The organism is Paenibacillus sp. GM1FR (genome assembly GCF_002803315.1).
GTDB lineage: Bacteria > Bacillota > Bacilli > Paenibacillales > Paenibacillaceae > Paenibacillus > Paenibacillus amylolyticus.
Window position 1 is genome coordinate 117,963 of the sequence record NZ_MKZL01000044.1, and the last position, 13,473, is coordinate 131,435.

At 45.5% G+C, this 13,473-nt stretch carries 12 protein-coding genes; 11 read left to right on the forward strand and 1 reads right to left on the reverse strand.

The window, feature by feature from the left end:
* The first annotated feature begins 15 nt into the window (after positions 1-15).
* The 5 genes from pulA (at position 16) to PAEAM_RS23015 (ending at position 6,140) form a co-directional block, all read left to right on the forward strand.
* Complete coding sequence (pulA, locus tag PAEAM_RS22995) at positions 16-2,892, forward strand: type I pullulanase (RefSeq protein WP_100529097.1); 2,877 nt, start codon at positions 16-18, stop codon at positions 2,890-2,892.
* A gap of 281 nt (positions 2,893-3,173) precedes the next feature.
* A complete protein-coding gene (locus tag PAEAM_RS23000) occupies positions 3,174-3,803 on the forward strand; it encodes a 50S ribosomal protein L25 (RefSeq protein ID WP_036674494.1) in 630 nt (209 codons plus the stop codon).
* Positions 3,804-3,970: 167 nt separating this feature from the next.
* Positions 3,971-4,489: a hypothetical protein gene (locus PAEAM_RS23005; RefSeq protein WP_100529098.1), complete on the forward strand. Its 519-nt coding sequence runs from the start codon at positions 3,971-3,973 to the stop codon at positions 4,487-4,489.
* 274 nt (positions 4,490-4,763) lie between these two features.
* Positions 4,764-5,735, forward strand: a complete 972-nt coding sequence (locus PAEAM_RS23010; protein WP_036617058.1) for a helix-turn-helix transcriptional regulator — start codon at positions 4,764-4,766, stop codon at positions 5,733-5,735.
* Between the two features lie 42 nt (positions 5,736-5,777).
* Positions 5,778-6,140, forward strand: coding sequence for an HIRAN domain-containing protein (locus tag PAEAM_RS23015; RefSeq protein WP_047844030.1), 363 nt, complete (start codon positions 5,778-5,780; stop codon positions 6,138-6,140).
* A gap of 20 nt (positions 6,141-6,160) precedes the next feature.
* On the opposite strand, the gene PAEAM_RS23020 is transcribed toward PAEAM_RS23015, so the two are convergent.
* Positions 6,161-7,264, reverse strand: coding sequence for a glycosyltransferase family 4 protein (locus tag PAEAM_RS23020; RefSeq protein ID WP_100529099.1), 1,104 nt, complete (start codon positions 7,262-7,264; stop codon positions 6,161-6,163).
* Between the two features lie 215 nt (positions 7,265-7,479).
* On the opposite strand from PAEAM_RS23020, the gene PAEAM_RS23025 reads away from it, so the two are divergent.
* The 6 genes from PAEAM_RS23025 (at position 7,480) to msrA (ending at position 13,417) form a co-directional block, all read left to right on the forward strand.
* Positions 7,480-7,791: a DUF3817 domain-containing protein gene (locus PAEAM_RS23025; protein WP_165790023.1), complete on the forward strand. Its 312-nt coding sequence runs from the start codon at positions 7,480-7,482 to the stop codon at positions 7,789-7,791.
* A gap of 277 nt (positions 7,792-8,068) precedes the next feature.
* Positions 8,069-8,887 (forward strand): TerC family protein, encoded by an 819-nt coding sequence (locus PAEAM_RS23030; protein ID WP_036617064.1) that lies wholly within the window; start codon positions 8,069-8,071, stop codon positions 8,885-8,887.
* A 501-nt stretch (positions 8,888-9,388) separates the two neighbouring features.
* Entirely contained in the window at positions 9,389-10,852 is a 1,464-nt protein-coding gene (locus PAEAM_RS23035; RefSeq protein WP_207765595.1) for an RtcB family protein, read from the forward strand.
* Positions 10,852-12,156, forward strand: a complete 1,305-nt coding sequence (locus PAEAM_RS23040) for an AAA family ATPase (RefSeq protein WP_036617070.1) — start codon at positions 10,852-10,854, stop codon at positions 12,154-12,156. Before PAEAM_RS23035 ends, PAEAM_RS23040 begins: the two co-directional genes overlap by 1 nt.
* A 309-nt stretch (positions 12,157-12,465) precedes the next feature.
* Positions 12,466-12,723 carry a GlsB/YeaQ/YmgE family stress response membrane protein gene (locus tag PAEAM_RS23045; RefSeq protein ID WP_017686880.1) on the forward strand — a complete coding sequence of 86 codons (258 nt, stop codon included), beginning with the start codon at positions 12,466-12,468 and terminating at the stop codon, positions 12,721-12,723.
* Between the two features lie 178 nt (positions 12,724-12,901).
* On the forward strand, positions 12,902-13,417 hold the full coding sequence (gene msrA, locus PAEAM_RS23050) for a peptide-methionine (S)-S-oxide reductase MsrA (protein ID WP_100529101.1): 516 nt from the start codon (positions 12,902-12,904) through the stop codon (positions 13,415-13,417).
* Positions 13,418-13,473 lie beyond the last annotated feature (56 nt).

Genomic DNA, 13,473 nt, shown 5'->3' on the forward strand with positions numbered 1-13,473 from the left:
AAGGCGGTGGGAACGATGCCGGAATGGACTTTTTTTTGTTACGAAGGCAACGATCTTGGCTTAACATATACTCGTGCAGCAAGTACTTTTAAATTGTGGGCACCTACGGCACAACAGGTTTATATATTGATTTTTGACGATGAAGGGCATTACAACGATAGTGGTAAAGTACAAGATCATGAAAATGGGCAGGAACATTTCTTGACACGTGATGCGGACGGAATATGGAGTCTGAATCTCAGCGGCGATTGGGCAGGACATTATTATATGTACCGAATTATCCATGATGATCAGCGGATTGAAGTAGTTGTTGATCCTTATGCCAGAGCGGTAACGGCTAATGGGCAACGAACGGCTATTATAGATCCGGAGACCACCAATCCGGTCGATTGGGACCTGGATGTCAAACCTGCTTTTCTGCGTCCTGTCGATGCCGTGTTATATGAGTTACATGTCCGTGATTTCTCCTCAGACCCACATGCAGACATTCCGTATAAGGGAAAATATCTGGCATTCACGGCATCCGGTCTGACGGATAGAGCAGGCAATAGTATTGGCGTAGACCATCTTGCCGAACTGGGAGTCACTCATGTACATCTTCTGCCTGTGGCTGATTATCAGACGGTGAATGAACTTGCTACGGCAGAAGTGGGTTCAAATGTCAGAGCACCATACAACTGGGGGTATGATCCCCAGCATTATAACGTTCCCGAAGGTTCGTATGCGACAGATCCTCGTGATCCTGCAGTTCGAATTCGGGAGCTCAAATCACTCGTTCAATCGCTGCACAGACAAGGCATTCGCGTTGTACTTGATGTTGTCTATAATCACACATATAGCGTCGAAGAGGGACCTTTTGAACGGATTGTACCAGGTTATTATTACCGTTATCGGGAGGATGGCACCCTCAGTAATGGTTCTGGTGTAGGCAATGAATTGGCGACAGAACGTCCAATGGTGCGAAAATATATTTTGGATTCTCTCCGATATTGGGCAGAAGAATATCATGTGGACGGATTTCGATTTGACCTCATGGCCCTGATTGATACGGAAACGATGAATGAATTGACACGCGAATTGAAGGAACAGATCGATCCGGCGTTTCTGATCTATGGGGAACCCTGGATGGGTGGAGATTCACCTTTGGACCGCAAAACATTAAAAGGAACCCAGCGAGGTCAGGGGTTTGCAGTATTTAATGATCATTTTCGCAGTGCAATCAAGGGTGATAGTGATGGCAGTGGCAGAGGGTTTGTCACGGGTGCCGGAGGGCAGGAATATGAGCTTATTAGGGGATTAGCGGGAGCACTGGATGATTTCACATCTTCACCTGTGGAAGTTGTCAATTATGTAACTGCTCATGATAATCTCAATCTGTGGGATAAAATTGCGACAACAATGAACCTTAGACATGAATTAGGATTTCCCGTATGGAAGGACGGACTGCCCGTGGGTGGTGGGAGTGCTGAGTCCGCGGTAAAAGCAGCAGATCCTTATCGGTATGTGGATGCAGATGATGTTTTGAATCATGAGATGGTTCGTCGCTCTTTACTGTCTTCCGGCATTCTGCTTACTTCTCAGGGAATTCCGTTTCTGCATTCAGGGGATGAGATGCTCAGATCCAAAGCCGGTGATCATAACAGTTATCGGAGCGGGGATGCAGTGAACGCCATCACATGGGCCAACAAATCACGCTTCAGACCGGTGTTTGATTACTATCGTGGTCTTATTCATTTGCGGAGAACACATCCCGCTTTTCGGATGATCGATGCTGAACAGGTACGAAATCACCTTCGTGTTATTCGTGCGGATGGCAATGTAGTTGCCTTTATACTTCAGAATGGTGCGAATCAGGACACCTGGAATCAGATTATGGTCATCTATAACGGAACGGAACATGAGCAGCATGTTGACCTGGGGGAAGGGGACTGGCATGTTGTAGTCAATGATCATCAGGCAGGCACAGACCTGATTGAGACTGTTCGTGGTACTGTTCAGGTAGAACGATGGTCCTTAATGGTACTGTATGACACAGAGCATGCTGGAGGCGCTGAACCATCAACAGTGGAGATTAGTTTTCCTCGCCAGGTATATAGTCCGAAGGAGACCACTCAACTACGAGCGATCGTACGGGACAGTATTGGCAATGTGGTGGAAAAAGCTCCAGTTACCTGGACTTCTTCTGATCCGGATATTATTCAGATCCAGCCTGATGGAACAATCCATGCTCTGGAACGAGGGGAAGCTTCGATTACAGTCCACTGTGGGGACATAACGGCAAGCTGTATGTTACAAGTGGATTATCGTCATGCTGAACGAATCGAAATTGTGGGCGAACCTGTCATGTACATGACTCGAATCAGTCGCTTCCGTGCCTTGGTTCTGGATCAATTTGGTCAGCCGCTTCAGGATTCGAATATACGCTGGAGCTCTTCTCATCCAGAACTTGCAGCGGTGAGTGCAGCAGGGATCGTACGTGCGATGACACCTGGAGTAACCCATATTAGTGCTGAGGCTGGAGGAATCCGGGCAACGCTTGGCGTAACGATTCATAAACAGATTTCGCGAACCGTCACGCTTCGATACGAACGGGAAGACCAGCATTATGAAGGTTGGGATGTCTGGGTATGGGGCACAGGTATGGAGGACGGAGCAGTACGGCTGGAACAAGTCGGTAATGCCGCCGAAGCCCGCTTCCGCGTTGCTCCGGGTCTGCATCACCTGGGATTGATCATTCGATTGAACGAATGGGAAGCTAAAGATACGTGCGGAGACCGTTACGTGGACATTGTACCTGAAGACGGGGATGTACACATTATTGTCCGTAGCGGATCAGACGAGATGCAGGTCATTCGTGAAAGCGAAAAAACAGAGGATCGTAATAGCGCATAGTTTCTTTATGTATAACTTTGAATGTAGTTCGTCAAAACCTTGATAAATCAGCAGTTGGAAGAGATTCCGACTGCTTTTTTTGGTCTGATTATAAGCCGCATAACTTGCCGAAAAATAATTAATTCTCCTGTTTCGTGTTTGAGATCCTCTATCATTGGGGTAAATATAGATATGGCCCACGATTCGGCCAAAGGAACAAAGACCATCATGGTCTATGAGATAAGCCTCAGCGCTTTCCAACAAATATAATGTAGTGATCCCTTGAAGGAGGATGTTCAATCATGAAATCCAACGGAAAAATGGCTCAACTTACAGCAACGCCAAGAACGGAAAAGAAAGGTGCAGCACTGCGCCTGTTAAGACAAGGCGGACGAGTTCCCGCAGTCGTTTACGGCCCGGGACTTGAAGGTGCTTCAATACATGTAGATGAAAAAGAAATGCTGAAAGTGGCACGCACAGGCCGCTCCGAAATGTTCAATCTGAATGTTGAGGGCGGTAAAACGCTCCCGGTGCTGATCAAGGATCAGCAAGAGCGTAACGGACGTTTGCTGCACGTAGACTTTTTGCAAATTTCCAAGAACAAGCCGATCAGCGTAAGTGTATCGATCGACTTCCAGGGTACAGCGGCCGGTTCGAAAGCTGGCGGTGTATTCCAGACACAGGAGACACAGCTGGAAGTAGAAGGATTGCCTGCGGATCTGCCAACGTCCATTGAAGTTGATGTGAGCGGATTGGACATTGGTGATCGTTTGACTGCTGCGGATATCAAACTCGATAAAGGTTTGACACTCGTAACATCACCTGAATCCATCATCGCTTCCGTCATGCCGCCACAAGCCGCTGAGGAAGAGCCAACGGCCTCTGCTGAGGAAGCTGAGCCGGCAGCTGAAGAAAAAGCTACAGAAGAATAAACCAAGCTACGGGATCTTGCCAGATCTCATGCTTAACCAGAGCCCAGTCCTAGTGACTGGGCTTTTTTTATTTTCCGAGCAAGAGAGTTCAATAGACACATCGTTCGCATGAAAAATGAGAATGTACTACAATACATGTTAAAGGGTTAGAAAGTAGGTTTAATTCAATGTTTGATCCAACGGTGTATGACAATCTGAAAGTCGGGTTTGAGAATTATCTCTATGATATGGATAACCTGGACGAACGTATTCAGATTACGGGGCGTAAAGATCGGCTGGAGATGGCAGTGATGTCCAGAGAGTTCACATTACAATTCTGTCTCAGGGATCGCCCGGAAGTAACAGGGGAAGTTGTATTAAGCAGTTCCCTCGAGGAGCTTGCAGCGGAGATCCTGGAGACGCCTGGTGCGAATCCGGGTTGCCGCTTGGAACTACGGTTTAGTATGGTTGTGAAAGAGCCTGAGAAGCAGTGCCCAGCCATTCGTTCGATATTACAGAAGAGCTGGCCTGAGCAGAGGATATGCCAGACTATCCAGTATATCTTTGATGAACAGCCAATCATTTATAACGTCATGGCTCACGTTTGTTTTGACCGCAGTGTGAATGAAGACCAGATGGGGGACATTGCTGAACTCTGTGAGCATATGGCAAATGTGATGAATCAATTATTACAGTTGAATAATTAGTATTTCCGAGAAAAGCCTTGTCTCTTTGTGGAGATCAGGGCTTTTTTGTATTATTTTTAGAAAATTGTATAGGCTTTCAGGCTTAGGTTTAAGGTCTTTTAGGTTAATGTTTTACGCAAGCGAGTAAGAGAATGTATATTAAAAGGGGGTAAGAGTGCAATTGGACTATACAAAAATGGTGAAATTGCGAAAATAATATTGGGACTAAAGATTTAGTTCTGTACTAAAGGAACTAGTTTTCCTTGCCGATAAAATATCGAAGGGGAGAAACTACATGACAGAGAAATTAATTCGTCTGCTGCGTATACTTCAGGCTATACAAGCAAATCCTGGAATTTCGGCCAAGGAATTGGCGCTGAAATGCGGTACGACTGTACGCACGATTTATCGTGATCTCCGGATTTTGGATAGGGTCGCCCCAATTATGAATGAAGGATACGGCAAAGGTTACCGATTTATTGGTGAGTTTGCGATGTATCCATTAGATTTTACTGAACAGGAAGCAATGGTTTTCTCCTTGCTCCCGTCCGTAGTTGATACCTCCAAGTTACCTGCTGAGTTTGATTCAGCGTTTGACAAGGTTATGTCGGCTCATACCAAATTAAAATCAAGAAACAGTGACATTGTAGAGAATATTGCGGGAATTATTCGGATGGGCACGCCAGCTTATCGTGAGGAAGGAAAAGACCCTAATTTGCTGATTCCCATCATCGAAGCGATTCTAAGCCAGCAAACCATTCGTACTCAATATCATACGCTGACAAGAAATGAGATCACAGTCCGGGATATCGATCCCTATTATCTCATTCCACGTGATCAACGTTTTTATTTGATTGGATACTGCCATTTGCTGCAAAAAGTTCGATTGTTTCGGATCAGCCGTTTTTTGGATGTGACACGAACAAATGCCGGTTTCGACAAGGGTGATTTCAACATAACACAGTACATGAAGAACACATGGTCTATTGACCGTGGCGACGAAAATATCCATTTCAAGGTAAGATTCTCTGAGAAAGTGGCCCCCTACATAAAAGAAGAAGAAATGTTTGTTCGCCCGCGAATGACGAATATGTCGGATGGGGGATTGTTATTTGAAGTGACACTGAATAGCAGCAGAGAATTTTTGAAATGGTTGTATCAATTTGGGCCCGAGGCAGAGGTACTTGAACCTCGTGAGTTTCGTAGAGAGATACGCAGGCAACTTGTCGAGTGGTTGGAACATTATGAAACCGATGTATCATTGTAAAAATTTTAATCATGGAAAAATACAGGAAAAGGAGCAGGTAATATGAGCACCAAATTATTCGCAGCTATGTATGGGATGGATCACTACCATGGAGTACAGGCTCTACATGTGGGGGATACCGTGTATCTCGTCAAAGATCCAGATAATCGTTTGGATCATCAAGCAATTAAGGTTGTTATTCCCCCGATTGGAGCCGTAGGTTATATCGTTAATGATCCCCTGATCGTACCTCATGGATGTTGGGCCGGGACGGCATTCTACGATGTATTTCATCAACTCACGTGTGCCAAAGTACGATTCATGATGAGAGATATGGTGATTATGGAGTTAATTGAGATGAGTCACATTCCTGTTCCGCAGATGGATTCTTTGATTAAGGGATGGCAATTTCGTGAAAAAGCTTGATCATCGTAACAAAAGAAGGCTCATTTACGGATGAGCCTGGTATAGGTCGCTTCCAGATGCATGGCTGTTCTTGCCCAACTGAAATATGCCCTTGCGCTGTCTCGGCCAGCCTTTCCTAACTTCTCGGCAAAAGTGGGATTGCTTGCAAGTTTGTACAGGTAAGAGGTGAAACGTTGAGGACGCTTATAAGCGGTGACAAGGTATCCATTGATTCCTGATTCAATAATCTCACGGATACCTCCGTTATCCGAAGCAATAACGGGTAATCCTGAAGCCATCGCCTCAACATTAACCAGGCCAAAAGCTTCATGTTCTTGAGACGGACAGACCAGACAATCCACTGCCCGATACAACTGATCGATATGCTCATGGTTTATCTGACCACGGAAGGAAACATGGACCTTTTGTTTATGGGCAAGCTCGCGAAGTTTACGCATGTAATACGGAGGTCCTTTGCCTGCAACAACCAGTTGAACAGGAACCTGTTGCTGAAGGAGGGCAGTCGCACGAATTAATACGTCTACACCTTTTCCAGGGATCAGCCTGCCGACATACAGAATAGAGAATGGTTTAGTTACTCCAAATTGTGTACGCAGATGAATCTGTTCTTCACTGGATTCAACAGGCCTGAAGCGGCTTAGATCTGCACCCAATGGAACAACACTCATTCGGTGTTTTACCAACGGAAATCTGCGGCCTAACCTTTGTCGCAGGGAATGACTGTTGACGGCAATCCAATCAGCTTTTTTCATTAATGTGAGTTTGGAAGGCCCGGGCTGAGCAAACGTTAACGAGTGAAGATAGAGTACAACGGGAGTGCGTGGAAAAGCTCGTTTGATGGTAGCCATACTTCGTGGCCTGTTATCCACTTGAATTACATCGTAGGGTTGTTGGGATAACAAACGTATGACTGCTTTGGTGTACATGACAGGACTCGACGCAGGGACACGTTGAATGGTGATCCCATCGATCTGTTCTGTGGTGGCGAGACCTTGCATTTGACGACTTATAATGGTTACCTGATGGCGATGGGCTAGTTCACGAGCGATGCCCAGGATACAGATTTCCACGGAACCATTACCGGGCAAAGGCAATTTCTCGGGTGCAACCATAGCTATTTTCATGATCCGGCTCCTCCTTGTCCGACATCTGTAACAATCTTCGTCATATATCTTATGAGAAGTTGAAGCATTTGGCTCCTGCGAAATGGTAGGTGAGCCAACCATATTAGCGTGCAGGAATAATCTGCTACATGGCATTAAGCGAGATATTCAGCTTTTGTGATATACTGTACGGGAACAATTGAATTCGTTACATGTATAAAAGCAGGAGGAAAATAATGTTACATTCTACGCTGGGACGCTTCCGGCTGATGTTGTGGTTGCAGGGCATTTCGTACGTGTTGTTACTGTTTGTTGCTTTTCCGTTGAGAGATGCCGGGGTTATGCCACAGGCTGTCACATGGTTTGGGAATCTGTATGGTTTTTTGTTTTTAATATATTTGTTATTTATGGTGACTATGTACACCTCACAGAAATGGCGTCTGCGCCGTCCAATTGCTCTGTTCTTTGTTTCTTTCATTCCACTGGGGAATATGATCTACGATGTTGTCGTATTCCGTAAGCTGTATCGTCAACTAAATAAAGCTTGACTTTATTTAACGTTATGAAATATGATGAGTACAGGTTAAACAACCCGTTCCAACTAAAACTACATATTCCTGTTAAAGGGGAGTAGCTTTTACAGTAAAGTCGTCAATTCGGGATCATATCCCCGGCTTTATTGGCAGCAATTTTGTTGTTAGCGAGACCTTTACCAAGTTTTCATGCTCGGTAAAGGTCTCTTTTTGTGGATATAAAAGGACCTTACCAGTGATGGTAAAGGTCCTTTTTTTTGTACATCATAAGAATATTAAGGAGGAGTCAATTTTGGATGTTTCATTATTATTAGAATATGGGTGGGTGCTTGCTGTCTTAGTGGTCCTTGAAGGATTACTCGCAGCAGATAATGCATTGGTACTCGCAATCATGGTTAAACACTTGCCTGAAGATAAGCGCAAAAAAGCGTTGTTCTACGGTCTGATGGGTGCATTTGTTTTCCGTTTAGGTTCATTGTTCCTGATCTCTTTCCTCGTCGATGTATGGCAGGTGCAAGCGATCGGTGCCCTGTATCTCCTGTACATTTCGATTAACCATATCGTTAAAAAGATACTGGGTAGTCGCAATAAGACAGATGAAGCAGCTGATTCAACGCCTAAGAAACCGAAAAAACAATCCGGTTTCTGGATGACCGTTTTCAAGGTCGAAGTAGCGGATATCGCATTTGCAGTTGATTCCATTCTGGCTGCTGTTGCTTTGGCCGTGGCGTTGCCACCAAGTGGATTGCCTCCAATTGGCGGACTCGACGGTGGACAGTTTATCGTTATCTTCCTCGGTGGATTCATCGGGCTTGTGATCATGCGTTTTGCAGCCTCATACTTTGTGAAATTGCTTCATTCCCGTCCAGGACTTGAAGTTGCGGCATTTGTAATCGTAGGTTGGGTAGGGGTTAAGCTGGCCGTTATTACACTCGCACACCCTTCATTGGGTGTTCTGGATGAGCATTTCCCGGAAAATAAAATTTGGAAATTCGGATTCTATATTGTACTGATCACCATTGCGGTATGTGGTTGGTTCCTGTCTTCCAAAGTTCCTGAAAAAGAAGACGAAAATCCGGTTGAAGAGTTGGAAAAACAAGCAGGACTGTAATAATCATGTTACGCTAACAACATCATTATTATTTGGAAAACAGGAGATTGTCCTAGGACAATCTCCTGTTTTTGTTTACATATGCAATCTACACCATGGACAATTTCCAAGAAAAGGGTTGACACATGAATTCTAGTCCCCTTAATATAAGACTAACATTAACGAAGGGAGGCCGAGAGACATGATGCTTGGTTATGATTTGATTCAAACAGGGCGTAACGTAGACACAATAGCATATCCGGCTCATCGTTTCATTGGCCTCATACGGTCGACATAGGGGATAGGCATATCGTTTAGCAGGTTTTATAATCGATATGCGTTCTTCGCTTATATTATAGCGATGGATGACAGACACACAGCATGTTTATGCTGCTCTGTTCTCCATTATTGTCATTCAGTAGAAGTCATGGGCGACTAGCCTATGGCTTTTTTTAGTTTTATTTTACAGATGAATCAGCAAACCGAATTTGCTGAACGTACAGGAAGGAATAATACACTTTTATGAATACAGAATTTAATTTATTTACCAATCCAAACGAATTAACAGGTGCCTACCGGCATGAAGTAAAATTGCCTGCAGGTGATCTAACCGTATATGCGGCGCAACAACTCTTCTCCTCGCTCGATTACAAGGTGTTTGAGATGGCAAACAATAATCTGCAGATTCCTGGAATTTCTTATATGAGTTACACGCCAGACGTACACGTCGGTGTAGGTACGTGCATCGGAACGACAGCCGTGTGGGATGCGCAGAGCGGATACGTTTCTCCCTCCATCGTGGGCAGTGACATCGGCTGTGGCATGCGAGTGCATATGACAAACTTGCACAAGGACGAATTGAAAGACATCAAGCTTCGCCGCAAACTCGTCAAGGCCATTGAGAAAGTATTGCCGATGGAGGCGAACCAGCGAGGTCATTACTCGGATATCAGACTGGAGCATATTGTTCGTAAAGGCCTGCATGGTTTACCCAAAAAGTATATTCCAGACAGCTATACACCGAAAAAATCAACCGCGATGACACATGTGGAAAGCAGCAAGTTCAGTTACGATGAGGATGTGTTAAACCACGTTCCTGATATGACATGGCATCGTTCGCATGGTCAGCTCGGAACACTGGGTGGGGGGAATCATTTTGCCGAGATCCAGGCGATTGAGATCGCTGAAGAGAATCGTGAAATCGCCGAAGCTTGGGGATTGTATGATGGACAGGTCGTGGTCATGATTCATTCCGGCTCTCGTGCATGGGGTGGGTATGTAAGCCAGACGAGTTCGTCAGCGATTGCCAAAGTCATGCAGCGGCTTAACCTGGGTACATCCGATCCCAGACTGGTATTTGCTCCACTTGAGCATGCGGAAGGTCGTCATTATGTGAACATGATGTATTCTGCATTGAATTACGCTGTTGTCAATCGTCATCTGATTGCGTATGCTATTCGCGAAGCATTCCGGGATGTGTTTGGCTCCAAATGTGAATTTCGTACGTTATACGATCTGATGCACAACTATGCCTGGGAGGAATCTCACGCAGACCAAGGTTCCGTTTTTGTGCATCGCAAAGGGGCGACACGTGCGTTGCCAGCAGGTCACCCGGACAATCCAAAGCCTTATCTGGCAACTGGACATCCGGCACTTATTCCGGGTTCCATGGGAACTGCTTCATATATCATGGTAGGTCAGCCGCAGGGTGCTGATAATTATTATTCAATATGTCACGGTGCGGGTCGAATCCGTTCACGGACGGCAACAAAACGATTGATTAACGTGGAGGATTTTGCTACGGCACTGGGTGTGGGTACAGAAGATGAGATCGTGGTAAATCAACGCTCACTTGAATCCATTATTGATGAATCACCTCAGGCTTATAAAAATGTAGATGAAATTATAGACAGTGTTACCGGCGCAGGCCTGGCTCAAGTTGTAGCCAAATGCAAACCGCTTGTAGCGGTAAAGGGAGCGAAATAATGACAATAAACGAAAAACAAACAGATCCAACCCAGGCGATCTATACCTATGACGAACAACATGATACCCGAATTCGAGTGGAGGGGTACGCCATCTATTCAAGGCTGATTCGTGGAATCAGTGAGGCGCTCCATCAGCGCTATGGGGTTGAGTACAAGCTCTATGCCAGTTCTGACCCGAACAATGAATACTGGGAGTTACTCCGGGAAGATCTGCAAAATGGCAGTGACGAAGTGGAACTGGTAGCCCGCATATTCGAGGATCTGGAACTTCAGACGTTGCATTACGACGATGATGGAGATGTACCCACTTATGGTGTGCATTACTCCATTCGCAATAACGTATTTGCTTATCCGAAATGGGGCGTAGCACTTGTTCGGGTTCCATTTTTCCGAGAGAACGGGATCTACAGTGAAGACTTTGTCTTTGCCATCGGTGATGAGGAGATGAAGCAATTTCTGGGAAGTGTCCGGGAACGGGAACGTCAACAAAATATGAAAAAAGTAACGGTCTACACCGATGCCCGCAATGGCAGCGATCGTCATGTGGAATCCATCACTCGCTCCGTGGGACGAGAAGATGTTGTTCTATCGGCACAGATCAAGCAGGATATTTTCCGCTCGCTGGATCAGTTCTTCGAAGCGGATCGTTCATTCTACAGAGATTACGATATCCCGTACAAAAGAGGCATTTTATTGTATGGGCATCCGGGGAATGGTAAGACCACGTTGGTAAAATCCATTGCGGGAAGTATCCCGGGCCCGGCTGCGTATTGGCAGATTACGGAGTATACCAACAGTGAATCTGTGCGTGAAGTGTTCGAGGCTGCCAAGCGGTTGGCACCGATGGTACTGATCATTGAGGACATCGATTCGATGCCGGATGAAGTCCGTTCCTTTTTCCTGAATACATTGGATGGAGCTACGTCAAAAGAAGGCATTTTCCTGATCGGGACAACGAATTATCCGGAGAAAATAGATCCTGGCCTCATGAACCGTGCTGGGCGGTTTGACCGAGCTTACGAAATTCCGCTGCCAGATGAAGCGCTGCGTCTGCAATACTTGCGCCAACGAGGCTTCACCGTATTTGCGGGTGAAGAAGGCACAGTAGAAGCAGCTCGTCTGACCGACACGTTTTCTCTTGCACAGCTAGGTGAGTTGTATGTGAGCGCTGCGCTGGAATGGCATCAGAATGGACAGACAGACATTGTGAAAGTCATTCAGTCGATGCGTGGCGAGCTGGATAAGAGCCATAAACATACTTGGCTGGCGCAGCCAGGTAAGGGCCGTGCAGGCTTTTATTGATCAGACCTAACCCATCCATCCTATAATATGACGCAATTTTATAAATAATCCTATCTCATTTGGTGATACTAACCTTGTCTGCTCTAACATACAATGACTTTCGGGAGGTACATAACGCAGCCCTGAGCTGGTGAGATGCCGGAAAGTAACGCGATCTGTTTCCATACCTGACTAAGGCTTGTTTTGCAGAGAGAGATGCATGGGGACAAAAGGTAATATGCAAAAATTTTTATGCCAATTGTTTAAATGCTTCTGTAGCGGTTAATAGTAGACAGACAACAACAAAAACTTTAATTAGAGGTGAATGATATGGGTTGGTTATGGTCATTAATTATCGGTGGTATCATTGGATGGTTGGCAGGTTTGATCGTTGGTCGTGACATTCCAGGTGGTGTTATTGGTAACATCATTGCTGGTTTTATCGGTGGATGGTTAGGTGGAGTAATCTTGGGCGATATGGGTCCTGAGATGGGCGGATTCTACATTGTACCTGCATTGATCGGTGCGATCGTTCTTGTAGCCATCGTAAGCTTGATCTTCCGTTCGATGGGACGTAGTCGAGGGTAACTTAATCAAGATAATTTCTTGAATTAGTTGTTAGCCAAATGCATTACCAATGAAGAGGTTGATTGAGAGCCATAACCATGGCTTTCAATCAACCTCTTGTTGTTTTAAAATATAAGAATGTATGCGTAACTTAGCATCAGTATTCTATAGATAGTTTCGATAAGAGGGGATGAACGGAATGGAAAAAGCTACATTCGCCGGCGGATGTTTCTGGTGTATGGTTACACCGTTTGAAGAACAACCGGGCATTCATGGCATTATATCAGGTTATGCTGGCGGTCACGTCGAGAATCCAACATATGAGCAGGTCAAAACCGGGGAGACCGGTCATGTCGAAGTGGTTGAAATTACATTTGATCCAGATGTATTCCCTTATGAACGACTGCTGGAGCTATACTGGCCGCAGATTGATCCGACGGATGACGGAGGTCAGTTCCAGGATCGGGGGACACAGTATCGTACGGCGATCTTTGTGCATAATGAACGTCAACGTGAGCTTGCTGAACACTCGAAACAGGAACTGGCAGCCAGCGGACGATTCACTCAACCCATTGTTACGGAAATTCGGGATGCAGCTATATTCTATCCGGCTGAAGACTATCATCAGGATTACCACAAGAAAAACGAAAAACATTATAAGGAAGACCGTGCGTTATCCGGACGGGACGAATTTATCGAGCAGAACTGGAAATAATGCATCAGATCACATGAAAAGCCGGGAAAGTTCCAGTTGGAACTCGCCCGGCTTTT

What these genes read in the sequence shown, in the direction of transcription:
- pulA (WP_100529097.1), top strand. Translation starts at nt 16, where the DNA reads ATGCCGGAATGGACTTTTTTTTGTTACGAAGGCAACGATCTTGGCTTA.
- PAEAM_RS23000 (WP_036674494.1), top strand. Translation starts at nt 3,174, where the DNA reads ATGAAATCCAACGGAAAAATGGCTCAACTTACAGCAACGCCAAGAACG.
- PAEAM_RS23005 (WP_100529098.1), top strand. Translation starts at nt 3,971, where the DNA reads ATGTTTGATCCAACGGTGTATGACAATCTGAAAGTCGGGTTTGAGAAT.
- PAEAM_RS23010 (WP_036617058.1), top strand. Translation starts at nt 4,764, where the DNA reads ATGACAGAGAAATTAATTCGTCTGCTGCGTATACTTCAGGCTATACAA.
- PAEAM_RS23015 (WP_047844030.1), top strand. Translation starts at nt 5,778, where the DNA reads ATGAGCACCAAATTATTCGCAGCTATGTATGGGATGGATCACTACCAT.
- PAEAM_RS23020 (WP_100529099.1), bottom strand. Translation starts at nt 7,264, where the DNA reads ATGAAAATAGCTATGGTTGCACCCGAGAAATTGCCTTTGCCCGGTAAT.
- PAEAM_RS23025 (WP_165790023.1), top strand. Translation starts at nt 7,480, where the DNA reads ATGTTACATTCTACGCTGGGACGCTTCCGGCTGATGTTGTGGTTGCAG.
- PAEAM_RS23035 (WP_207765595.1), top strand. Translation starts at nt 9,389, where the DNA reads ATGAATACAGAATTTAATTTATTTACCAATCCAAACGAATTAACAGGT.
- PAEAM_RS23040 (WP_036617070.1), top strand. Translation starts at nt 10,852, where the DNA reads ATGACAATAAACGAAAAACAAACAGATCCAACCCAGGCGATCTATACC.
- PAEAM_RS23045 (WP_017686880.1), top strand. Translation starts at nt 12,466, where the DNA reads ATGGGTTGGTTATGGTCATTAATTATCGGTGGTATCATTGGATGGTTG.
- msrA (WP_100529101.1), top strand. Translation starts at nt 12,902, where the DNA reads ATGGAAAAAGCTACATTCGCCGGCGGATGTTTCTGGTGTATGGTTACA.